Annotated in this window: 3 protein-coding genes, 8 tRNA genes and 12 rRNA genes; all 23 read right to left on the reverse strand. The window is 50.1% G+C overall.

The features are described 5' to 3' along the window. Positions 1-80 precede the first annotated feature (80 nt). Positions 81-193 (reverse strand): 5S ribosomal RNA (gene rrf, locus EXZ61_RS18740). A 162-nt stretch (positions 194-355) separates the two neighbouring features. Further along, a 23S ribosomal RNA gene (locus EXZ61_RS18745) occupies positions 356-3,234 on the reverse strand. A gap of 388 nt (positions 3,235-3,622) precedes the next feature. After that, positions 3,623-3,698, reverse strand: a tRNA-Ala gene (locus EXZ61_RS18750). A 61-nt stretch (positions 3,699-3,759) separates the two neighbouring features. After that, positions 3,760-3,836: transfer RNA gene (locus tag EXZ61_RS18755), tRNA-Ile, on the reverse strand. A 109-nt stretch (positions 3,837-3,945) separates the two neighbouring features. Then, a 16S ribosomal RNA gene (locus EXZ61_RS18760) occupies positions 3,946-5,482 on the reverse strand. Positions 5,483-5,807: 325 nt separating this feature from the next. Then, positions 5,808-5,920 (reverse strand): 5S ribosomal RNA (gene rrf, locus EXZ61_RS18765). A 162-nt stretch (positions 5,921-6,082) separates the two neighbouring features. After that, positions 6,083-8,961 (reverse strand): 23S ribosomal RNA (locus tag EXZ61_RS18770). A gap of 388 nt (positions 8,962-9,349) precedes the next feature. Beyond that, positions 9,350-9,425 (reverse strand) — tRNA-Ala (locus tag EXZ61_RS18775). Between the two features lie 61 nt (positions 9,426-9,486). Continuing rightward, positions 9,487-9,563: transfer RNA gene (locus EXZ61_RS18780), tRNA-Ile, on the reverse strand. Positions 9,564-9,672: 109 nt separating this feature from the next. Further along, positions 9,673-11,209, reverse strand: a 16S ribosomal RNA gene (locus tag EXZ61_RS18785). Between the two features lie 325 nt (positions 11,210-11,534). Next, positions 11,535-11,647 (reverse strand): 5S ribosomal RNA (rrf, locus tag EXZ61_RS18790). Positions 11,648-11,809: 162 nt separating this feature from the next. Next, positions 11,810-14,688 (reverse strand): 23S ribosomal RNA (locus EXZ61_RS18795). A 388-nt stretch (positions 14,689-15,076) separates the two neighbouring features. After that, positions 15,077-15,152, reverse strand: a tRNA-Ala gene (locus tag EXZ61_RS18800). 61 nt (positions 15,153-15,213) lie between these two features. After that, positions 15,214-15,290, reverse strand: a tRNA-Ile gene (locus tag EXZ61_RS18805). 109 nt (positions 15,291-15,399) lie between these two features. Continuing rightward, positions 15,400-16,936: ribosomal RNA gene (locus EXZ61_RS18810) — 16S ribosomal RNA — on the reverse strand. A gap of 325 nt (positions 16,937-17,261) precedes the next feature. Continuing rightward, positions 17,262-17,374: ribosomal RNA gene (gene rrf, locus EXZ61_RS18815) — 5S ribosomal RNA — on the reverse strand. A gap of 162 nt (positions 17,375-17,536) precedes the next feature. Next, positions 17,537-20,415: ribosomal RNA gene (locus EXZ61_RS18820) — 23S ribosomal RNA — on the reverse strand. Positions 20,416-20,803: 388 nt separating this feature from the next. Continuing rightward, positions 20,804-20,879: transfer RNA gene (locus EXZ61_RS18825), tRNA-Ala, on the reverse strand. A 61-nt stretch (positions 20,880-20,940) separates the two neighbouring features. Further along, a tRNA-Ile gene (locus EXZ61_RS18830) sits at positions 20,941-21,017 on the reverse strand. A 109-nt stretch (positions 21,018-21,126) separates the two neighbouring features. Continuing rightward, positions 21,127-22,663: ribosomal RNA gene (locus EXZ61_RS18835) — 16S ribosomal RNA — on the reverse strand. Together the 16S, 23S and 5S rRNA genes with 8 tRNA genes alongside form the textbook arrangement of a ribosomal RNA operon. Positions 22,664-22,966: 303 nt before the next feature. After that, positions 22,967-24,052 carry a protein-glutamate methylesterase/protein-glutamine glutaminase gene (locus EXZ61_RS18840; protein WP_142813308.1) on the reverse strand — a complete coding sequence of 362 codons (1,086 nt, stop codon included), beginning with the start codon at positions 24,050-24,052 and terminating at the stop codon, positions 22,967-22,969. A 9-nt stretch (positions 24,053-24,061) separates the two neighbouring features. After that, complete coding sequence (cheD, locus tag EXZ61_RS18845) at positions 24,062-24,766, reverse strand: chemoreceptor glutamine deamidase CheD (protein ID WP_142813311.1); 705 nt, start codon at positions 24,764-24,766, stop codon at positions 24,062-24,064. A gap of 60 nt (positions 24,767-24,826) precedes the next feature. Beyond that, the gene (locus tag EXZ61_RS18850) at positions 24,827-25,690 is read right to left on the reverse strand and encodes a CheR family methyltransferase (RefSeq protein ID WP_237219008.1); all 864 of its coding nucleotides are present in this window, start codon (positions 25,688-25,690) and stop codon (positions 24,827-24,829) included. Positions 25,691-25,737: the final 47 nt, after the last annotated feature.

Consider the following 25,737-nt stretch of genomic DNA (forward strand, 5'->3'; position numbering starts at 1 on the left):
AGTACGGAGAGAGTTCGTTATGGGAGTTTTTGGTCAAAAAAAAACGCCCCCTGATCACAGGGGGCGTTTTCGGTTGAATAGCCTGACGATGTCCTACTTTCACACGGGGATCCGCACTATCATTGGCGCAGAGTCGTTTCACGGTCCTGTTCGGGATGGGAAGGAGTGGTACCAACTCGCTATGGTCGTCAGGCATAACTTTTTGTCATCTTGATGTGGAATGAACCAGTCAAGACAACCAATTTATAGAGCTAATCAGCTTCATCGATTTAACGAACCTGTGTACTTGCGTACTGTCAGGATTTTTGAATGCGTCAACTTGGCATAACTTCCTTGATCTAACGATCAAAGTTATAGGGTCAAGCCGCACGAGCAATTAGTATCGGTTAGCTTAACGCATTACTGCGCTTCCACACCCGACCTATCAACGTCCTGGTCTTGAACGACTCTTTAGGGGGCTCAAGGCCCCGGCAGATCTCATCTTGAAACGAGTTTCCCGCTTAGATGCTTTCAGCGGTTATCTCTTCCACACTTAGCTACTCGGCAATGCCACTGGCGTGACAACCGATACACCAGAGGTGTGTCCACTCCGGTCCTCTCGTACTAGGAGCAGGCTTCCTCAAATCTGCAGCGCCCACGGAAGATAGGGACCAAACTGTCTCACGACGTTTTAAACCCAGCTCACGTACCTCTTTAAATGGCGAACAGCCATACCCTTGGGACCGGCTACAGCCCCAGGATGAGATGAGCCGACATCGAGGTGCCAAACACCGCCGTCGATATGAACTCTTGGGCGGTATCAGCCTGTTATCCCCAGAGTACCTTTTATCCGTTGAGCGATGGCCCTTCCATACAGAACCACCGGATCACTATGTCCTGCTTTCGCATCTGCTCGACTTGTCAGTCTCGCAGTTAAGCACGCTTATGCCATTGCACTATCGTCACGATGTCCGACCGTAACTAGCGTACCTTCGAACTCCTCCGTTACGCTTTGGGAGGAGACCGCCCCAGTCAAACTGCCTACCATGCACTGTCCCCGATCCAGATAATGGACCTAGGTTAGAACCTCAAACACACCAGGGTGGTATTTCAACGTTGGCTCCATAAGATCTAGCGACCCTACTTCAAAGCCTCCCACCTATCCTACACAGATCTGTTCAAAGTCCAATACAAAGCTACAGTAAAGGTTCATGGGGTCTTTCCGTCTTTCCGCGGGGAGATTGCATCATCACAAACATTTCAACTTCGCTGAGTCTCAGGAGGAGACAGTGTGGCCATCGTTACGCCATTCGTGCAGGTCGGAACTTACCCGACAAGGAATTTCGCTACCTTAGGACCGTTATAGTTACGGCCGCCGTTTACTGGGACTTCAATCAAGAGCTTGCACCCCATCATTTAATCTTCCAGCACCGGGCAGGCGTCACACCCTATACGTCCACTTTCGTGTTTGCAGAGTGCTGTGTTTTTAATAAACAGTCGCAGCCACCGATTTTTTGCAACCTCATTGGGCTCCAGGAGTAAATCCCTTCACCTACTAAAGGCACACCTTCTTCCGAAGTTACGGTGTCAATTTGCCGAGTTCCTTCTCCTGAGTTCTCTCAAGCGCCTTAGAATACTCATCTCGCGCACCAGTGTCGGTTTGCGGTACGGTCGTGTGTAGCTGAAGCTTAGTGGCTTTTCCTGGAAGCAGGGTATCACTCACTTCGGCTGCAAGCAGCCTCGTTATCACCCCTCATCTAAGCCCGGCGGATTTACCTACCAGGCACGACTACAGGCTTGAACCAACATATCCAACAGTTGGCTGAGCTAACCTTCTCCGTCCCCACATCGCACTACACATCGGTACAGGAATATTGACCTGTTTCCCATCAACTACGCATCTCTGCCTCGCCTTAGGGGCCGACTCACTCTACGCCGATGAACGTTGCGTAGAAAACCTTGCGCTTACGGCGAGGGGGCTTTTCACCCCCTTTAACGCTACTCATGTCAGCATTCGCACTTCTGATACCTCCAGCACGCTTTACAACGCACCTTCACAGGCTTACAGAACGCTCTCCTACCACTTGCAATAAATTGCAAATCCGCAGCTTCGGTAACTGGCTTAGCCCCGTTACATCTTCCGCGCAGGACGACTCGATCAGTGAGCTATTACGCTTTCTTTAAATGATGGCTGCTTCTAAGCCAACATCCTGACTGTTTTAGCCTTCCCACTTCGTTTCCCACTTAGCCAATTTTAGGGACCTTAGCTGGCGGTCTGGGTTGTTTCCCTCTTGAGTCCGGACGTTAGCACCCGGTGCTCTGTCTCCCAAGCTGTACTCGTCGGTATTCGGAGTTTGCATTGGTTTGGTAAGTCGCCATGACCCCCTAGCCAAAACAGTGCTCTACCCCCGACGGTAATACTTGAGGCACTACCTAAATAGTTTTCGGAGAGAACCAGCTATTTCCAAGTTTGTTTAGCCTTTCACCCCTATCCACAGCTCATCCGCTAGTTTTGCAACACTAGTCGGTTCGGACCTCCAGTACCTGTTACGGCACCTTCATCCTGGCCATGGATAGATCACTTGGTTTCGGGTCTACACCCAGCGACTAATTCGCCCTATTCGGACTCGATTTCTCTACGGCTTCCCTATTCGGTTAACCTTGCCACTGAATGTAAGTCGCTGACCCATTATACAAAAGGTACGCAGTCACCCTTGCGGGCTCCTACTTTTTGTAAGCACACGGTTTCAGGATCTATTTCACTCCCCTCCCGGGGTTCTTTTCGCCTTTCCCTCACGGTACTAGTTCACTATCGGTCAATGATGAGTATTTAGCCTTGGAGGATGGTCCCCCCATATTCAGACAGGATTTCTCGTGTCCCGCCCTACTTTTCGCAAGCTCAGTACCACACAGGTCATTTCACGTACGGGGCTATCACCCGCTATGGCCAGCATTTCCAGGCTGTTCCGTTATGTCTTGTGCTATCACTTGCAGGCTTCTCCGATTTCGCTCGCCACTACTTTCGGAATCTCGGTTGATGTCTTTTCCTCGAGCTACTGAGATGTTTCAGTTCACCCGGTTCGCCTCGCATACCTATGTATTCAGTATGCGATACCCCTAAGGGTGGGTTTCCCCATTCGGAAATCTCCGGATCAAAGCTAATTTGCCAGCTCCCCGAAGCTTATCGCAGGCTATCACGTCCTTCGTCGCCTATCATTGCCAAGGCATCCACCATGTGCTCTTATTCACTTGACCCTATAACTTTGACTTCTCTTGCGAGATTTAAAGTTGTTTTCAAGGAATGTTTGATTGGTCTTTCACCAATCGCGTTATGCCGTAAATGACGCCGCCTCTTACTTTCGTAAAAAACTCGTCTAACTTACTTTCGAATTTCAAACAAAGTTTGATATTCATTTTGACGCAATCAAAAATTGTTGCTAACAACTACGCAAGGCACGGTCTGCACTAAACCTTTACGAATGTGCAGTTTCCTCACGCAGCTTAAAGTTAGCAACGCTGATTAAACTCTATAAATTGTTAAAGAACAGCCGATTGATCAGGTAATCCCGATCAACAACAAAGCAGCCTCTTTCGAAGCAACTTTGGTGTTGATTAATACTAATCAGATAAGAAATTAAAAGATTGGTGGAGGTGACAGGACTCGAACCCGCTACCTACTGCTTGCAAAGCAGCCGCTCTCCCAGCTGAGCTACACCCCCAATTCCGCAAGGAATTCAAAATCTTAGCCAGAAGGCGTTGGATGACGCTCTTGAACGACATTGGTGGGTCTGGTTGGTCTCGAACCAACGACCCCTGCGTTATCAACACAGTGCTCTAACCAACTGAGCTACAGACCCAAGCCGGTCACTTTTTACCAAGCCTGAACATGAGTTCAAGTTAAGTCCTCAGCGACAACCTTCCAACAACCGATAAGTGTGAGCGTTCAAATTAAATTGCAGTTTCCAGAAAGGAGGTGATCCAGCCGCACCTTCCGATACGGCTACCTTGTTACGACTTCACCCCAGTCACGAACCCTGCCGTGGTAATCGCCCTCCTTGCGGTTAGGCTAACTACTTCTGGCAGAACCCGCTCCCATGGTGTGACGGGCGGTGTGTACAAGACCCGGGAACGTATTCACCGTGACATTCTGATCCACGATTACTAGCGATTCCGACTTCACGCAGTCGAGTTGCAGACTGCGATCCGGACTACGACTGGCTTTATGGGATTAGCTCCCCCTCGCGGGTTGGCAACCCTTTGTACCAGCCATTGTATGACGTGTGTAGCCCCACCTATAAGGGCCATGAGGACTTGACGTCATCCCCACCTTCCTCCGGCTTGTCACCGGCAGTCTCATTAGAGTGCCCAACTAAATGTAGCAACTAATGACAAGGGTTGCGCTCGTTGCGGGACTTAACCCAACATCTCACGACACGAGCTGACGACAGCCATGCAGCACCTGTGTTACGGCTCTCTTTCGAGCACGAAGCTATCTCTAGCGACTTCCGTACATGTCAAAGGTGGGTAAGGTTTTTCGCGTTGCATCGAATTAAACCACATCATCCACCGCTTGTGCGGGTCCCCGTCAATTCCTTTGAGTTTCAACCTTGCGGCCGTACTCCCCAGGCGGTCAACTTCACGCGTTAGCTTCGTTACTGAGTCAGTGAAGACCCAACAACCAGTTGACATCGTTTAGGGCGTGGACTACCAGGGTATCTAATCCTGTTTGCTCCCCACGCTTTCGTGCATGAGCGTCAGTACAGGTCCAGGGGATTGCCTTCGCCATCGGTGTTCCTCCGCATATCTACGCATTTCACTGCTACACGCGGAATTCCATCCCCCTCTACCGTACTCTAGCTATACAGTCACAAATGCAGGTCCCAGGTTGAGCCCGGGGATTTCACATCTGTCTTATATAACCGCCTGCGCACGCTTTACGCCCAGTAATTCCGATTAACGCTCGCACCCTACGTATTACCGCGGCTGCTGGCACGTAGTTAGCCGGTGCTTATTCTTACGGTACCGTCATTAGCCCACCGTATTAGGGCAGACCGTTTCGTTCCGTACAAAAGCAGTTTACAACCCGAAGGCCTTCATCCTGCACGCGGCATTGCTGGATCAGGCTTGCGCCCATTGTCCAAAATTCCCCACTGCTGCCTCCCGTAGGAGTCTGGACCGTGTCTCAGTTCCAGTGTGGCTGGTCGTCCTCTCAGACCAGCTACAGATCGTCGCCTTGGTGAGCCTTTACCTCACCAACTAGCTAATCTGATATCGGCCGCTCCAATCGCGCGAGGCTCTTGCGAGTCCCCCGCTTTCATCCGTAGATCGTATGCGGTATTAGCACAGCTTTCGCTGCGTTATCCCCCACGACTGGGCACGTTCCGATATATTACTCACCCGTTCGCCACTCGCCACCAGGATTGCTCCCGTGCTGCCGTTCGACTTGCATGTGTAAGGCATGCCGCCAGCGTTCAATCTGAGCCAGGATCAAACTCTATAGTTCGATCTTGAATTTTTTGCTCTCTCGAGCCACTCATAAATTGGAATCGACGTGATTTTCTTTGACGAATTTCACATCTTTTTTACTTCATGAGCGTTTGTATGTCAGTTAAGACATAGTTCCGAAGAACTTGGCAATTGCCTTCAAACGCCCACACTTATCGGCTGTAAATTTTTAACGAACCAAGCAGTCTTTCAACTACCTTCTTTTAAGACGCTGCGATCAGCGGAGCCTTAAAGTATAACACGCATTTTGCGTTTTTACTAAAACTAATTCTTAGTTCTAGTAAAAACGCCCCCTGATCACAGGGGGCGTTTTCGGTTGAATAGCCTGACGATGTCCTACTTTCACACGGGGATCCGCACTATCATTGGCGCAGAGTCGTTTCACGGTCCTGTTCGGGATGGGAAGGAGTGGTACCAACTCGCTATGGTCGTCAGGCATAACTTTTTGTCATCTTGATGTGGAATGAACCAGTCAAGACAACCAATTTATAGAGCTAATCAGCTTCATCGATTTAACGAACCTGTGTACTTGCGTACTGTCAGGATTTTTGAATGCGTCAACTTGGCATAACTTCCTTGATCTAACGATCAAAGTTATAGGGTCAAGCCGCACGAGCAATTAGTATCGGTTAGCTTAACGCATTACTGCGCTTCCACACCCGACCTATCAACGTCCTGGTCTTGAACGACTCTTTAGGGGGCTCAAGGCCCCGGCAGATCTCATCTTGAAACGAGTTTCCCGCTTAGATGCTTTCAGCGGTTATCTCTTCCACACTTAGCTACTCGGCAATGCCACTGGCGTGACAACCGATACACCAGAGGTGTGTCCACTCCGGTCCTCTCGTACTAGGAGCAGGCTTCCTCAAATCTGCAGCGCCCACGGAAGATAGGGACCAAACTGTCTCACGACGTTTTAAACCCAGCTCACGTACCTCTTTAAATGGCGAACAGCCATACCCTTGGGACCGGCTACAGCCCCAGGATGAGATGAGCCGACATCGAGGTGCCAAACACCGCCGTCGATATGAACTCTTGGGCGGTATCAGCCTGTTATCCCCAGAGTACCTTTTATCCGTTGAGCGATGGCCCTTCCATACAGAACCACCGGATCACTATGTCCTGCTTTCGCATCTGCTCGACTTGTCAGTCTCGCAGTTAAGCACGCTTATGCCATTGCACTATCGTCACGATGTCCGACCGTAACTAGCGTACCTTCGAACTCCTCCGTTACGCTTTGGGAGGAGACCGCCCCAGTCAAACTGCCTACCATGCACTGTCCCCGATCCAGATAATGGACCTAGGTTAGAACCTCAAACACACCAGGGTGGTATTTCAACGTTGGCTCCATAAGATCTAGCGACCCTACTTCAAAGCCTCCCACCTATCCTACACAGATCTGTTCAAAGTCCAATACAAAGCTACAGTAAAGGTTCATGGGGTCTTTCCGTCTTTCCGCGGGGAGATTGCATCATCACAAACATTTCAACTTCGCTGAGTCTCAGGAGGAGACAGTGTGGCCATCGTTACGCCATTCGTGCAGGTCGGAACTTACCCGACAAGGAATTTCGCTACCTTAGGACCGTTATAGTTACGGCCGCCGTTTACTGGGACTTCAATCAAGAGCTTGCACCCCATCATTTAATCTTCCAGCACCGGGCAGGCGTCACACCCTATACGTCCACTTTCGTGTTTGCAGAGTGCTGTGTTTTTAATAAACAGTCGCAGCCACCGATTTTTTGCAACCTCATTGGGCTCCAGGAGTAAATCCCTTCACCTACTAAAGGCACACCTTCTTCCGAAGTTACGGTGTCAATTTGCCGAGTTCCTTCTCCTGAGTTCTCTCAAGCGCCTTAGAATACTCATCTCGCGCACCAGTGTCGGTTTGCGGTACGGTCGTGTGTAGCTGAAGCTTAGTGGCTTTTCCTGGAAGCAGGGTATCACTCACTTCGGCTGCAAGCAGCCTCGTTATCACCCCTCATCTAAGCCCGGCGGATTTACCTACCAGGCACGACTACAGGCTTGAACCAACATATCCAACAGTTGGCTGAGCTAACCTTCTCCGTCCCCACATCGCACTACACATCGGTACAGGAATATTGACCTGTTTCCCATCAACTACGCATCTCTGCCTCGCCTTAGGGGCCGACTCACTCTACGCCGATGAACGTTGCGTAGAAAACCTTGCGCTTACGGCGAGGGGGCTTTTCACCCCCTTTAACGCTACTCATGTCAGCATTCGCACTTCTGATACCTCCAGCACGCTTTACAACGCACCTTCACAGGCTTACAGAACGCTCTCCTACCACTTGCAATAAATTGCAAATCCGCAGCTTCGGTAACTGGCTTAGCCCCGTTACATCTTCCGCGCAGGACGACTCGATCAGTGAGCTATTACGCTTTCTTTAAATGATGGCTGCTTCTAAGCCAACATCCTGACTGTTTTAGCCTTCCCACTTCGTTTCCCACTTAGCCAATTTTAGGGACCTTAGCTGGCGGTCTGGGTTGTTTCCCTCTTGAGTCCGGACGTTAGCACCCGGTGCTCTGTCTCCCAAGCTGTACTCGTCGGTATTCGGAGTTTGCATTGGTTTGGTAAGTCGCCATGACCCCCTAGCCAAAACAGTGCTCTACCCCCGACGGTAATACTTGAGGCACTACCTAAATAGTTTTCGGAGAGAACCAGCTATTTCCAAGTTTGTTTAGCCTTTCACCCCTATCCACAGCTCATCCGCTAGTTTTGCAACACTAGTCGGTTCGGACCTCCAGTACCTGTTACGGCACCTTCATCCTGGCCATGGATAGATCACTTGGTTTCGGGTCTACACCCAGCGACTAATTCGCCCTATTCGGACTCGATTTCTCTACGGCTTCCCTATTCGGTTAACCTTGCCACTGAATGTAAGTCGCTGACCCATTATACAAAAGGTACGCAGTCACCCTTGCGGGCTCCTACTTTTTGTAAGCACACGGTTTCAGGATCTATTTCACTCCCCTCCCGGGGTTCTTTTCGCCTTTCCCTCACGGTACTAGTTCACTATCGGTCAATGATGAGTATTTAGCCTTGGAGGATGGTCCCCCCATATTCAGACAGGATTTCTCGTGTCCCGCCCTACTTTTCGCAAGCTCAGTACCACACAGGTCATTTCACGTACGGGGCTATCACCCGCTATGGCCAGCATTTCCAGGCTGTTCCGTTATGTCTTGTGCTATCACTTGCAGGCTTCTCCGATTTCGCTCGCCACTACTTTCGGAATCTCGGTTGATGTCTTTTCCTCGAGCTACTGAGATGTTTCAGTTCACCCGGTTCGCCTCGCATACCTATGTATTCAGTATGCGATACCCCTAAGGGTGGGTTTCCCCATTCGGAAATCTCCGGATCAAAGCTAATTTGCCAGCTCCCCGAAGCTTATCGCAGGCTATCACGTCCTTCGTCGCCTATCATTGCCAAGGCATCCACCATGTGCTCTTATTCACTTGACCCTATAACTTTGACTTCTCTTGCGAGATTTAAAGTTGTTTTCAAGGAATGTTTGATTGGTCTTTCACCAATCGCGTTATGCCGTAAATGACGCCGCCTCTTACTTTCGTAAAAAACTCGTCTAACTTACTTTCGAATTTCAAACAAAGTTTGATATTCATTTTGACGCAATCAAAAATTGTTGCTAACAACTACGCAAGGCACGGTCTGCACTAAACCTTTACGAATGTGCAGTTTCCTCACGCAGCTTAAAGTTAGCAACGCTGATTAAACTCTATAAATTGTTAAAGAACAGCCGATTGATCAGGTAATCCCGATCAACAACAAAGCAGCCTCTTTCGAAGCAACTTTGGTGTTGATTAATACTAATCAGATAAGAAATTAAAAGATTGGTGGAGGTGACAGGACTCGAACCCGCTACCTACTGCTTGCAAAGCAGCCGCTCTCCCAGCTGAGCTACACCCCCAATTCCGCAAGGAATTCAAAATCTTAGCCAGAAGGCGTTGGATGACGCTCTTGAACGACATTGGTGGGTCTGGTTGGTCTCGAACCAACGACCCCTGCGTTATCAACACAGTGCTCTAACCAACTGAGCTACAGACCCAAGCCGGTCACTTTTTACCAAGCCTGAACATGAGTTCAAGTTAAGTCCTCAGCGACAACCTTCCAACAACCGATAAGTGTGAGCGTTCAAATTAAATTGCAGTTTCCAGAAAGGAGGTGATCCAGCCGCACCTTCCGATACGGCTACCTTGTTACGACTTCACCCCAGTCACGAACCCTGCCGTGGTAATCGCCCTCCTTGCGGTTAGGCTAACTACTTCTGGCAGAACCCGCTCCCATGGTGTGACGGGCGGTGTGTACAAGACCCGGGAACGTATTCACCGTGACATTCTGATCCACGATTACTAGCGATTCCGACTTCACGCAGTCGAGTTGCAGACTGCGATCCGGACTACGACTGGCTTTATGGGATTAGCTCCCCCTCGCGGGTTGGCAACCCTTTGTACCAGCCATTGTATGACGTGTGTAGCCCCACCTATAAGGGCCATGAGGACTTGACGTCATCCCCACCTTCCTCCGGCTTGTCACCGGCAGTCTCATTAGAGTGCCCAACTAAATGTAGCAACTAATGACAAGGGTTGCGCTCGTTGCGGGACTTAACCCAACATCTCACGACACGAGCTGACGACAGCCATGCAGCACCTGTGTTACGGCTCTCTTTCGAGCACGAAGCTATCTCTAGCGACTTCCGTACATGTCAAAGGTGGGTAAGGTTTTTCGCGTTGCATCGAATTAAACCACATCATCCACCGCTTGTGCGGGTCCCCGTCAATTCCTTTGAGTTTCAACCTTGCGGCCGTACTCCCCAGGCGGTCAACTTCACGCGTTAGCTTCGTTACTGAGTCAGTGAAGACCCAACAACCAGTTGACATCGTTTAGGGCGTGGACTACCAGGGTATCTAATCCTGTTTGCTCCCCACGCTTTCGTGCATGAGCGTCAGTACAGGTCCAGGGGATTGCCTTCGCCATCGGTGTTCCTCCGCATATCTACGCATTTCACTGCTACACGCGGAATTCCATCCCCCTCTACCGTACTCTAGCTATACAGTCACAAATGCAGGTCCCAGGTTGAGCCCGGGGATTTCACATCTGTCTTATATAACCGCCTGCGCACGCTTTACGCCCAGTAATTCCGATTAACGCTCGCACCCTACGTATTACCGCGGCTGCTGGCACGTAGTTAGCCGGTGCTTATTCTTACGGTACCGTCATTAGCCCACCGTATTAGGGCAGACCGTTTCGTTCCGTACAAAAGCAGTTTACAACCCGAAGGCCTTCATCCTGCACGCGGCATTGCTGGATCAGGCTTGCGCCCATTGTCCAAAATTCCCCACTGCTGCCTCCCGTAGGAGTCTGGACCGTGTCTCAGTTCCAGTGTGGCTGGTCGTCCTCTCAGACCAGCTACAGATCGTCGCCTTGGTGAGCCTTTACCTCACCAACTAGCTAATCTGATATCGGCCGCTCCAATCGCGCGAGGCTCTTGCGAGTCCCCCGCTTTCATCCGTAGATCGTATGCGGTATTAGCACAGCTTTCGCTGCGTTATCCCCCACGACTGGGCACGTTCCGATATATTACTCACCCGTTCGCCACTCGCCACCAGGATTGCTCCCGTGCTGCCGTTCGACTTGCATGTGTAAGGCATGCCGCCAGCGTTCAATCTGAGCCAGGATCAAACTCTATAGTTCGATCTTGAATTTTTTGCTCTCTCGAGCCACTCATAAATTGGAATCGACGTGATTTTCTTTGACGAATTTCACATCTTTTTTACTTCATGAGCGTTTGTATGTCAGTTAAGACATAGTTCCGAAGAACTTGGCAATTGCCTTCAAACGCCCACACTTATCGGCTGTAAATTTTTAACGAACCAAGCAGTCTTTCAACTACCTTCTTTTAAGACGCTGCGATCAGCGAAGCCTTAAAGTATAACACGCATTTTGCGTTTTTACTAAAACTAATTCTTAGTTCTAGTAAAAACGCCCCCTGATCACAGGGGGCGTTTTCGGTTGAATAGCCTGACGATGTCCTACTTTCACACGGGGATCCGCACTATCATTGGCGCAGAGTCGTTTCACGGTCCTGTTCGGGATGGGAAGGAGTGGTACCAACTCGCTATGGTCGTCAGGCATAACTTTTTGTCATCTTGATGTGGAATGAACCAGTCAAGACAACCAATTTATAGAGCTAATCAGCTTCATCGATTTAACGAACCTGTGTACTTGCGTACTGTCAGGATTTTTGAATGCGTCAACTTGGCATAACTTCCTTGATCTAACGATCAAAGTTATAGGGTCAAGCCGCACGAGCAATTAGTATCGGTTAGCTTAACGCATTACTGCGCTTCCACACCCGACCTATCAACGTCCTGGTCTTGAACGACTCTTTAGGGGGCTCAAGGCCCCGGCAGATCTCATCTTGAAACGAGTTTCCCGCTTAGATGCTTTCAGCGGTTATCTCTTCCACACTTAGCTACTCGGCAATGCCACTGGCGTGACAACCGATACACCAGAGGTGTGTCCACTCCGGTCCTCTCGTACTAGGAGCAGGCTTCCTCAAATCTGCAGCGCCCACGGAAGATAGGGACCAAACTGTCTCACGACGTTTTAAACCCAGCTCACGTACCTCTTTAAATGGCGAACAGCCATACCCTTGGGACCGGCTACAGCCCCAGGATGAGATGAGCCGACATCGAGGTGCCAAACACCGCCGTCGATATGAACTCTTGGGCGGTATCAGCCTGTTATCCCCAGAGTACCTTTTATCCGTTGAGCGATGGCCCTTCCATACAGAACCACCGGATCACTATGTCCTGCTTTCGCATCTGCTCGACTTGTCAGTCTCGCAGTTAAGCACGCTTATGCCATTGCACTATCGTCACGATGTCCGACCGTAACTAGCGTACCTTCGAACTCCTCCGTTACGCTTTGGGAGGAGACCGCCCCAGTCAAACTGCCTACCATGCACTGTCCCCGATCCAGATAATGGACCTAGGTTAGAACCTCAAACACACCAGGGTGGTATTTCAACGTTGGCTCCATAAGATCTAGCGACCCTACTTCAAAGCCTCCCACCTATCCTACACAGATCTGTTCAAAGTCCAATACAAAGCTACAGTAAAGGTTCATGGGGTCTTTCCGTCTTTCCGCGGGGAGATTGCATCATCACAAACATTTCAACTTCGCTGAGTCTCAGGAGGAGACAGTGTGGCCATCGTTACGCCATTCGTGCAGGTCGGAACTTACCCGACAAGGAATTTCGCTACCTTAGGACCGTTATAGTTACGGCCGCCGTTTACTGGGACTTCAATCAAGAGCTTGCACCCCATCATTTAATCTTCCAGCACCGGGCAGGCGTCACACCCTATACGTCCACTTTCGTGTTTGCAGAGTGCTGTGTTTTTAATAAACAGTCGCAGCCACCGATTTTTTGCAACCTCATTGGGCTCCAGGAGTAAATCCCTTCACCTACTAAAGGCACACCTTCTTCCGAAGTTACGGTGTCAATTTGCCGAGTTCCTTCTCCTGAGTTCTCTCAAGCGCCTTAGAATACTCATCTCGCGCACCAGTGTCGGTTTGCGGTACGGTCGTGTGTAGCTGAAGCTTAGTGGCTTTTCCTGGAAGCAGGGTATCACTCACTTCGGCTGCAAGCAGCCTCGTTATCACCCCTCATCTAAGCCCGGCGGATTTACCTACCAGGCACGACTACAGGCTTGAACCAACATATCCAACAGTTGGCTGAGCTAACCTTCTCCGTCCCCACATCGCACTACACATCGGTACAGGAATATTGACCTGTTTCCCATCAACTACGCATCTCTGCCTCGCCTTAGGGGCCGACTCACTCTACGCCGATGAACGTTGCGTAGAAAACCTTGCGCTTACGGCGAGGGGGCTTTTCACCCCCTTTAACGCTACTCATGTCAGCATTCGCACTTCTGATACCTCCAGCACGCTTTACAACGCACCTTCACAGGCTTACAGAACGCTCTCCTACCACTTGCAATAAATTGCAAATCCGCAGCTTCGGTAACTGGCTTAGCCCCGTTACATCTTCCGCGCAGGACGACTCGATCAGTGAGCTATTACGCTTTCTTTAAATGATGGCTGCTTCTAAGCCAACATCCTGACTGTTTTAGCCTTCCCACTTCGTTTCCCACTTAGCCAATTTTAGGGACCTTAGCTGGCGGTCTGGGTTGTTTCCCTCTTGAGTCCGGACGTTAGCACCCGGTGCTCTGTCTCCCAAGCTGTACTCGTCGGTATTCGGAGTTTGCATTGGTTTGGTAAGTCGCCATGACCCCCTAGCCAAAACAGTGCTCTACCCCCGACGGTAATACTTGAGGCACTACCTAAATAGTTTTCGGAGAGAACCAGCTATTTCCAAGTTTGTTTAGCCTTTCACCCCTATCCACAGCTCATCCGCTAGTTTTGCAACACTAGTCGGTTCGGACCTCCAGTACCTGTTACGGCACCTTCATCCTGGCCATGGATAGATCACTTGGTTTCGGGTCTACACCCAGCGACTAATTCGCCCTATTCGGACTCGATTTCTCTACGGCTTCCCTATTCGGTTAACCTTGCCACTGAATGTAAGTCGCTGACCCATTATACAAAAGGTACGCAGTCACCCTTGCGGGCTCCTACTTTTTGTAAGCACACGGTTTCAGGATCTATTTCACTCCCCTCCCGGGGTTCTTTTCGCCTTTCCCTCACGGTACTAGTTCACTATCGGTCAATGATGAGTATTTAGCCTTGGAGGATGGTCCCCCCATATTCAGACAGGATTTCTCGTGTCCCGCCCTACTTTTCGCAAGCTCAGTACCACACAGGTCATTTCACGTACGGGGCTATCACCCGCTATGGCCAGCATTTCCAGGCTGTTCCGTTATGTCTTGTGCTATCACTTGCAGGCTTCTCCGATTTCGCTCGCCACTACTTTCGGAATCTCGGTTGATGTCTTTTCCTCGAGCTACTGAGATGTTTCAGTTCACCCGGTTCGCCTCGCATACCTATGTATTCAGTATGCGATACCCCTAAGGGTGGGTTTCCCCATTCGGAAATCTCCGGATCAAAGCTAATTTGCCAGCTCCCCGAAGCTTATCGCAGGCTATCACGTCCTTCGTCGCCTATCATTGCCAAGGCATCCACCATGTGCTCTTATTCACTTGACCCTATAACTTTGACTTCTCTTGCGAGATTTAAAGTTGTTTTCAAGGAATGTTTGATTGGTCTTTCACCAATCGCGTTATGCCGTAAATGACGCCGCCTCTTACTTTCGTAAAAAACTCGTCTAACTTACTTTCGAATTTCAAACAAAGTTTGATATTCATTTTGACGCAATCAAAAATTGTTGCTAACAACTACGCAAGGCACGGTCTGCACTAAACCTTTACGAATGTGCAGTTTCCTCACGCAGCTTAAAGTTAGCAACGCTGATTAAACTCTATAAATTGTTAAAGAACAGCCGATTGATCAGGTAATCCCGATCAACAACAAAGCAGCCTCTTTCGAAGCAACTTTGGTGTTGATTAATACTAATCAGATAAGAAATTAAAAGATTGGTGGAGGTGACAGGACTCGAACCCGCTACCTACTGCTTGCAAAGCAGCCGCTCTCCCAGCTGAGCTACACCCCCAATTCCGCAAGGAATTCAAAATCTTAGCCAGAAGGCGTTGGATGACGCTCTTGAACGACATTGGTGGGTCTGGTTGGTCTCGAACCAACGACCCCTGCGTTATCAACACAGTGCTCTAACCAACTGAGCTACAGACCCAAGCCGGTCACTTTTTACCAAGCCTGAACATGAGTTCAAGTTAAGTCCTCAGCGACAACCTTCCAACAACCGATAAGTGTGAGCGTTCAAATTAAATTGCAGTTTCCAGAAAGGAGGTGATCCAGCCGCACCTTCCGATACGGCTACCTTGTTACGACTTCACCCCAGTCACGAACCCTGCCGTGGTAATCGCCCTCCTTGCGGTTAGGCTAACTACTTCTGGCAGAACCCGCTCCCATGGTGTGACGGGCGGTGTGTACAAGACCCGGGAACGTATTCACCGTGACATTCTGATCCACGATTACTAGCGATTCCGACTTCACGCAGTCGAGTTGCAGACTGCGATCCGGACTACGACTGGCTTTATGGGATTAGCTCCCCCTCGCGGGTTGGCAACCCTTTGTACCAGCCATTGTATGACGTGTGTAGCCCCACCTATAAGGGCCATGAGGACTTGACGTCATCCCCACCTTCCTCCGGCTTGTCACCGGCAGTCTCATTAGAGTGCCCAACTAAATGTAGCAACTAATGACAAGGGTTGCGCTCGTTGCGGGACTTAACCCAACATCTCACGACACGAGCTGACGACAGCCATGCAGCACCTGTGTTACGGCTCTCTTTCGAGCACGAAGCTATCTCTAGCGACTTCCGTACATGTCAAAGGTGGGTAAGGTTTTTCGCGTTGCATCGAATTAAACCACATCATCCACCGCTTGTGCGGGTCCCCGTCAATTCCTTTGAGTTTCAACCTTGCGGCCGTACTCCCCAGGCGGTCAACTTCACGCGTTAGCTTCGTTACTGAGTCAGTGAAGACCCAACAACCAGTTGACATCGTTTAGGGCGTGGACTACCAGGGTATCTAATCCTGTTTGCTCCCCACGCTTTCGTGCATGAGCGTCAGTACAGGTCCAGGGGATTGCCTTCGCCATCGGTGTTCCTCCGCATATCTACGCATTTCACTGCTACACGCGGAATTCCATCCCCCTCTACCGTACTCTAGCTATACAGTCACAAATGCAGGTCCCAGGTTGAGCCCGGGGATTTCACATCTGTCTTATATAACCGCCTGCGCACGCTTTACGCCCAGTAATTCCGATTAACGCTCGCACCCTACGTATTACCGCGGCTGCTGGCACGTAGTTAGCCGGTGCTTATTCTTACGGTACCGTCATTAGCCCACCGTATTAGGGCAGACCGTTTCGTTCCGTACAAAAGCAGTTTACAACCCGAAGGCCTTCATCCTGCACGCGGCATTGCTGGATCAGGCTTGCGCCCATTGTCCAAAATTCCCCACTGCTGCCTCCCGTAGGAGTCTGGACCGTGTCTCAGTTCCAGTGTGGCTGGTCGTCCTCTCAGACCAGCTACAGATCGTCGCCTTGGTGAGCCTTTACCTCACCAACTAGCTAATCTGATATCGGCCGCTCCAATCGCGCGAGGCTCTTGCGAGTCCCCCGCTTTCATCCGTAGATCGTATGCGGTATTAGCACAGCTTTCGCTGCGTTATCCCCCACGACTGGGCACGTTCCGATATATTACTCACCCGTTCGCCACTCGCCACCAGGATTGCTCCCGTGCTGCCGTTCGACTTGCATGTGTAAGGCATGCCGCCAGCGTTCAATCTGAGCCAGGATCAAACTCTATAGTTCGATCTTGAATTTTTTGCTCTCTCGAGCCACTCATAAATTGGAATCGACGTGATTTTCTTTGACGAATTTCACATCTTTTTTACTTCATGAGCGTTTGTATGTCAGTTAAGACATAGTTCCGAAGAACTTGGCAATTGCCTTCAAACGCCCACACTTATCGGCTGTAAATTTTTAACGAACCAAGCAGTCTTTCAACTACCTTCTTTTAAGACGCTGCGATCAGCGAAGCCTTAAAGTATAACACGCATTTTGCGTTTTTACTAAAACTAATTCTTAGTTCTAGTAAAAACGCCCCCTGATCACAGGGGGCGTTTTCGGTTGAATAGCCTGACGATGTCCTACTTTCACACGGGGATCCGCACTATCATTGGCGCAGAGTCGTTTCACGGTCCTGTTCGGGATGGGAAGGAGTGGTACCAACTCGCTATGGTCGTCAGGCATAACTTTTTGTCATCTTGATGTGGAATGAACCAGTCAAGACAACCAATTTATAGAGCTAATCAGCTTCATCGATTTAACGAACCTGTGTACTTGCGTACTGTCAGGATTTTTGAATGCGTCAACTTGGCATAACTTCCTTGATCTAACGATCAAAGTTATAGGGTCAAGCCGCACGAGCAATTAGTATCGGTTAGCTTAACGCATTACTGCGCTTCCACACCCGACCTATCAACGTCCTGGTCTTGAACGACTCTTTAGGGGGCTCAAGGCCCCGGCAGATCTCATCTTGAAACGAGTTTCCCGCTTAGATGCTTTCAGCGGTTATCTCTTCCACACTTAGCTACTCGGCAATGCCACTGGCGTGACAACCGATACACCAGAGGTGTGTCCACTCCGGTCCTCTCGTACTAGGAGCAGGCTTCCTCAAATCTGCAGCGCCCACGGAAGATAGGGACCAAACTGTCTCACGACGTTTTAAACCCAGCTCACGTACCTCTTTAAATGGCGAACAGCCATACCCTTGGGACCGGCTACAGCCCCAGGATGAGATGAGCCGACATCGAGGTGCCAAACACCGCCGTCGATATGAACTCTTGGGCGGTATCAGCCTGTTATCCCCAGAGTACCTTTTATCCGTTGAGCGATGGCCCTTCCATACAGAACCACCGGATCACTATGTCCTGCTTTCGCATCTGCTCGACTTGTCAGTCTCGCAGTTAAGCACGCTTATGCCATTGCACTATCGTCACGATGTCCGACCGTAACTAGCGTACCTTCGAACTCCTCCGTTACGCTTTGGGAGGAGACCGCCCCAGTCAAACTGCCTACCATGCACTGTCCCCGATCCAGATAATGGACCTAGGTTAGAACCTCAAACACACCAGGGTGGTATTTCAACGTTGGCTCCATAAGATCTAGCGACCCTACTTCAAAGCCTCCCACCTATCCTACACAGATCTGTTCAAAGTCCAATACAAAGCTACAGTAAAGGTTCATGGGGTCTTTCCGTCTTTCCGCGGGGAGATTGCATCATCACAAACATTTCAACTTCGCTGAGTCTCAGGAGGAGACAGTGTGGCCATCGTTACGCCATTCGTGCAGGTCGGAACTTACCCGACAAGGAATTTCGCTACCTTAGGACCGTTATAGTTACGGCCGCCGTTTACTGGGACTTCAATCAAGAGCTTGCACCCCATCATTTAATCTTCCAGCACCGGGCAGGCGTCACACCCTATACGTCCACTTTCGTGTTTGCAGAGTGCTGTGTTTTTAATAAACAGTCGCAGCCACCGATTTTTTGCAACCTCATTGGGCTCCAGGAGTAAATCCCTTCACCTACTAAAGGCACACCTTCTTCCGAAGTTACGGTGTCAATTTGCCGAGTTCCTTCTCCTGAGTTCTCTCAAGCGCCTTAGAATACTCATCTCGCGCACCAGTGTCGGTTTGCGGTACGGTCGTGTGTAGCTGAAGCTTAGTGGCTTTTCCTGGAAGCAGGGTATCACTCACTTCGGCTGCAAGCAGCCTCGTTATCACCCCTCATCTAAGCCCGGCGGATTTACCTACCAGGCACGACTACAGGCTTGAACCAACATATCCAACAGTTGGCTGAGCTAACCTTCTCCGTCCCCACATCGCACTACACATCGGTACAGGAATATTGACCTGTTTCCCATCAACTACGCATCTCTGCCTCGCCTTAGGGGCCGACTCACTCTACGCCGATGAACGTTGCGTAGAAAACCTTGCGCTTACGGCGAGGGGGCTTTTCACCCCCTTTAACGCTACTCATGTCAGCATTCGCACTTCTGATACCTCCAGCACGCTTTACAACGCACCTTCACAGGCTTACAGAACGCTCTCCTACCACTTGCAATAAATTGCAAATCCGCAGCTTCGGTAACTGGCTTAGCCCCGTTACATCTTCCGCGCAGGACGACTCGATCAGTGAGCTATTACGCTTTCTTTAAATGATGGCTGCTTCTAAGCCAACATCCTGACTGTTTTAGCCTTCCCACTTCGTTTCCCACTTAGCCAATTTTAGGGACCTTAGCTGGCGGTCTGGGTTGTTTCCCTCTTGAGTCCGGACGTTAGCACCCGGTGCTCTGTCTCCCAAGCTGTACTCGTCGGTATTCGGAGTTTGCATTGGTTTGGTAAGTCGCCATGACCCCCTAGCCAAAACAGTGCTCTACCCCCGACGGTAATACTTGAGGCACTACCTAAATAGTTTTCGGAGAGAACCAGCTATTTCCAAGTTTGTTTAGCCTTTCACCCCTATCCACAGCTCATCCGCTAGTTTTGCAACACTAGTCGGTTCGGACCTCCAGTACCTGTTACGGCACCTTCATCCTGGCCATGGATAGATCACTTGGTTTCGGGTCTACACCCAGCGACTAATTCGCCCTATTCGGACTCGATTTCTCTACGGCTTCCCTATTCGGTTAACCTTGCCACTGAATGTAAGTCGCTGACCCATTATACAAAAGGTACGCAGTCACCCTTGCGGGCTCCTACTTTTTGTAAGCACACGGTTTCAGGATCTATTTCACTCCCCTCCCGGGGTTCTTTTCGCCTTTCCCTCACGGTACTAGTTCACTATCGGTCAATGATGAGTATTTAGCCTTGGAGGATGGTCCCCCCATATTCAGACAGGATTTCTCGTGTCCCGCCCTACTTTTCGCAAGCTCAGTACCACACAGGTCATTTCACGTACGGGGCTATCACCCGCTATGGCCAGCATTTCCAGGCTGTTCCGTTATGTCTTGTGCTATCACTTGCAGGCTTCTCCGATTTCGCTCGCCACTACTTTCGGAATCTCGGTTGATGTCTTTTCCTCGAGCTACTGAGATGTTTCAGTTCACCCGGTTCGCCTCGCATACCTATGTATTCAGTATGCGATACCCCTAAGGGTGGGTTTCCCCATTCGGAAATCTCCGGATCAAAGCTAATTTGCCAGCTCCCCGAAGCTTATCGCAGGCTATCACGTCCTTCGTCGCCTATCATTGCCAAGGCATCCACCATGTGCTCTTATTCACTTGACCCTATAACTTTGACTTCTCTTGCGAGATTTAAAGTTGTTTTCAAGGAATGTTTGATTGGTCTTTCACCAATCGCGTTATGCCGTAAATGACGCCGCCTCTTACTTTCGTAAAAAACTCGTCTAACTTACTTTCGAATTTCAAACAAAGTTTGATATTCATTTTGACGCAATCAAAAATTGTTGCTAACAACTACGCAAGGCACGGTCTGCACTAAACCTTTACGAATGTGCAGTTTCCTCACGCAGCTTAAAGTTAGCAACGCTGATTAAACTCTATAAATTGTTAAAGAACAGCCGATTGATCAGGTAATCCCGATCAACAACAAAGCAGCCTCTTTCGAAGCAACTTTGGTGTTGATTAATACTAATCAGATAAGAAATTAAAAGATTGGTGGAGGTGACAGGACTCGAACCCGCTACCTACTGCTTGCAAAGCAGCCGCTCTCCCAGCTGAGCTACACCCCCAATTCCGCAAGGAATTCAAAATCTTAGCCAGAAGGCGTTGGATGACGCTCTTGAACGACATTGGTGGGTCTGGTTGGTCTCGAACCAACGACCCCTGCGTTATCAACACAGTGCTCTAACCAACTGAGCTACAGACCCAAGCCGGTCACTTTTTACCAAGCCTGAACATGAGTTCAAGTTAAGTCCTCAGCGACAACCTTCCAACAACCGATAAGTGTGAGCGTTCAAATTAAATTGCAGTTTCCAGAAAGGAGGTGATCCAGCCGCACCTTCCGATACGGCTACCTTGTTACGACTTCACCCCAGTCACGAACCCTGCCGTGGTAATCGCCCTCCTTGCGGTTAGGCTAACTACTTCTGGCAGAACCCGCTCCCATGGTGTGACGGGCGGTGTGTACAAGACCCGGGAACGTATTCACCGTGACATTCTGATCCACGATTACTAGCGATTCCGACTTCACGCAGTCGAGTTGCAGACTGCGATCCGGACTACGACTGGCTTTATGGGATTAGCTCCCCCTCGCGGGTTGGCAACCCTTTGTACCAGCCATTGTATGACGTGTGTAGCCCCACCTATAAGGGCCATGAGGACTTGACGTCATCCCCACCTTCCTCCGGCTTGTCACCGGCAGTCTCATTAGAGTGCCCAACTAAATGTAGCAACTAATGACAAGGGTTGCGCTCGTTGCGGGACTTAACCCAACATCTCACGACACGAGCTGACGACAGCCATGCAGCACCTGTGTTACGGCTCTCTTTCGAGCACGAAGCTATCTCTAGCGACTTCCGTACATGTCAAAGGTGGGTAAGGTTTTTCGCGTTGCATCGAATTAAACCACATCATCCACCGCTTGTGCGGGTCCCCGTCAATTCCTTTGAGTTTCAACCTTGCGGCCGTACTCCCCAGGCGGTCAACTTCACGCGTTAGCTTCGTTACTGAGTCAGTGAAGACCCAACAACCAGTTGACATCGTTTAGGGCGTGGACTACCAGGGTATCTAATCCTGTTTGCTCCCCACGCTTTCGTGCATGAGCGTCAGTACAGGTCCAGGGGATTGCCTTCGCCATCGGTGTTCCTCCGCATATCTACGCATTTCACTGCTACACGCGGAATTCCATCCCCCTCTACCGTACTCTAGCTATACAGTCACAAATGCAGGTCCCAGGTTGAGCCCGGGGATTTCACATCTGTCTTATATAACCGCCTGCGCACGCTTTACGCCCAGTAATTCCGATTAACGCTCGCACCCTACGTATTACCGCGGCTGCTGGCACGTAGTTAGCCGGTGCTTATTCTTACGGTACCGTCATTAGCCCACCGTATTAGGGCAGACCGTTTCGTTCCGTACAAAAGCAGTTTACAACCCGAAGGCCTTCATCCTGCACGCGGCATTGCTGGATCAGGCTTGCGCCCATTGTCCAAAATTCCCCACTGCTGCCTCCCGTAGGAGTCTGGACCGTGTCTCAGTTCCAGTGTGGCTGGTCGTCCTCTCAGACCAGCTACAGATCGTCGCCTTGGTGAGCCTTTACCTCACCAACTAGCTAATCTGATATCGGCCGCTCCAATCGCGCGAGGCTCTTGCGAGTCCCCCGCTTTCATCCGTAGATCGTATGCGGTATTAGCACAGCTTTCGCTGCGTTATCCCCCACGACTGGGCACGTTCCGATATATTACTCACCCGTTCGCCACTCGCCACCAGGATTGCTCCCGTGCTGCCGTTCGACTTGCATGTGTAAGGCATGCCGCCAGCGTTCAATCTGAGCCAGGATCAAACTCTATAGTTCGATCTTGAATTTTTTGCTCTCTCGAGCCACTCATAAATTGGAATCGACGTGATTTTCTTTGACGAATTTCACATCTTTTTTACTTCATGAGCGTTTGTATGTCAGTTAAGACATAGTTCCGAAGAACTTGGCAATCGCCTTCAAACGCCCACACTTATCGGCTGTAAATTTTTAACGAACCAAGCAGTCTTTCAACTACCTTCTTTTAAGACGCTGCGATCAGCGAAGCCTTAAAGTATAACACGCATTTTGCATTTTTACTAAAACTAATTCTTAGTTCTAGTAAAAATGCAAAGGGAAGCATCAAACCCTGTATCGGTCAGTGCTTCCAGACAAGCGCTTCAAGAGCGCAGGGGCAATTGCAGTCAGGCTCAGTACCTCGTCAGCTGCCCCACAAAGAATAGCCTCTCTAGGCATCCCGAAGACTATGCAACTGGCTTCATCTTGAACATAGTTGTAGCTACCCGCATCTTTCATTTCCTTCATGGCCTTTGCGCCGTCAGCCCCCATACCGGTCAACATGATGCCATATGCATTTCGCCCTACAACTTTGGAAACCGACTTGAACAACACCTCCACAGATGGTCGGTGTCGATTTACGAGTTCACCATCTTCGACAACACAAAGGTAATTGGCACCACTGCGGCTTACGGAAAACTGCTTCCCTCCTGGTGCGATATATGCGTGCCCAGGCAAAATACGCCCTCCATTGACGGCTTCTTGAACCGTAATCTGGCAAAGATTATTGAGTCTGGCCGCAAAGCTCGTTGTAAATCCCGGGGGCATATGCTGAGTAATGACGACGCCAGGGGCGTCTGCGGGTAGCTGGGTCAACACCTCTTTAATTGCTTCGGTTCCGCCAGTGGAGGCTCCAATACAGATCATCTTTTCCGTAGAGACTCGCCCGATTAGCGTGGAAGATAGCCGTTGGGGCTTCGCGCTACTTTCATCAGAAGTTACTGGCCCGGCAGAAGGCAGCCTACGAATATGAGCCGAAGCGGCAACACGTACCTTGTCGACGATTTGCCCCGCTAACTCATTGATTCCGTCAACCAAGCCTAGTCTGGGCTTTGCCACAAAGTCAATAGCGCCCAACTCCAAAGCACGCATGGTAACTTCAGCACCTCGCTCAGTAAGCGTTGAAATCATGACAACGGGCATTGGTCTTAAGCGCATCAGTCGCCCAAGAAAATCGATGCCATCCATCTTCGGCATTTCAATATCAAGCGTGATGACATCCGGATCTAGCTCTCGGATCAACTCTCGTGCGATCAGGGGGTCATTGGCCGTGCCGACGCACTCCATGTCCTTCTCGCGGTTAATGATCTCTGACACCAAGCTGCGCACCAAGGCAGAGTCATCAACCACAATGACACGTATTTTCTTCACGCCAATACCTTAAAAGAGATCCACCGTACCACCGGCAGTTGACTTCGCAACCGTCGCCGCACTACCCCTACGCTCTTCTACTGCCAGCGTTTCAGGGTGTGAATGGGCTAGTCTTTTAACCAACGCTTTACCCGTCACAGGGAAAAAACACACTTTTCGGGGGTGGATGTCCAAGACATCTTGCGACACCACAGGAATCCGCTCAGTAGCCAAGTAATCCAAAACAAACTGGGTATTGCGTTCGCCAACATTCATCGTTGTAAAACCTGCCATAACCTGCGCTCCACCAAATATCTTTGCTTGCATGGTCTCACGCCTAGCACCCAGCTTGAGCATTTCATTGATCAACAACTCCATGGCATAGGAACCGTAGCGACCAGAGCCGTCAGCACCGTCCCCGTCAGGAAGCATGAAATGATTCATCCCCCCTGTGCGCGCCTTCCCGTCCCATATGCAAGCAGCGATACAAGATCCCAACACCGTCATGACGACCAATTCTTCACTAGAAACATAGTATTCACCAGGGAGGACCTTGACTGCGTCGTACTGAAAATGATGATCTGCGTAGAAAAAAGATGCTTCGCCTGGCTTCCGAGGCTGGGCCTTTAACTGATCAACTCGAGAAATGCGGCCACTCGCCAGCACTTTTCCCGGAGGCACAGCTGCCAGCCCACGGGTCGGCAAAGACCCACTAAATGATTGCGGCAAAGTCATGTGGTCCTTGTTTCGAAATAAACAAATCCAAATTCATACGTGTGCATTTGCTGAAACGGCCTATTGCCGTTCATAAACGGTTTTGCCCTTTAGCAAGAATAGGTCTCGCGAGTCTCCAAAATTTTCTGCGTGTCCAACAAAAAGTAAGCCACCAGGCTTCATCACACGATGTATGCGTTCGAGGACCTTTCTCTGGGTAGGACCGTCAAAATAAATCATGACATTGCGGCAAAACACAACGTCAAAAAGATCTCTGAAAGGCCAATCATCCTTAATCAGATTAACAATCAAGAAGTCAATGTGCCGCTGCAGTTCTGGCCGAACCATAGCCATACCATCATTGCTTCCTTTGCCGCGGAGAAAGAACCGGCGCAGTCGTTCTGAATCCAAGCCCTTTAGGCCATCCACTCTGTAAACGCCCCTACCTGCAGTCGCCAATACCTTTGAGTCAATGTCACTGGCTGCCAATGAAAAATTAGCGCTTGGCCCCAACGCATCTAACACTGTCATTACGATAGAGTACGGCTCCTCTCCTGTGGAGGCCGCGCTACACCAAAGCTTCCACTGAGAGCTTGCCGGTTTAGACTTCAGGTGCTCCGTCAAAACGTCAAAATGGTGTTGCTCACGAAAGAACGACGTTAGATTTGTAGTGAGCGCATTGACGAATTCTTGCCATTCAGCACCATCGGTTGACTCAAGCCACGACAAGTAGTCACGAAAACTATCGTGCCCGGTTTCGCGCAGGCGTCGAGACAAACGGCTATAGACCATGGCGTGCTTGCCATCGTGCAAATTTATTCCGGCACGTCGATAAATAAGGCCTTGGACGCGATCAAAGTCCGCATCCGTCCACGCAAACTCCCGCCCCTTCATGCCCTGCGACCCAGAATCTTCACGCGCATTAGTTGAGTTAGAAAAAGCCATACGAGCCGCGTCCAATCATTGTTATCACCCTCGCGAGGCCATCACTG

It is taken from the genome of Rhodoferax aquaticus (genome assembly GCF_006974105.1).
Taxonomy (GTDB): domain Bacteria; phylum Pseudomonadota; class Gammaproteobacteria; order Burkholderiales; family Burkholderiaceae_C; genus Allorhodoferax; species Allorhodoferax aquaticus_A.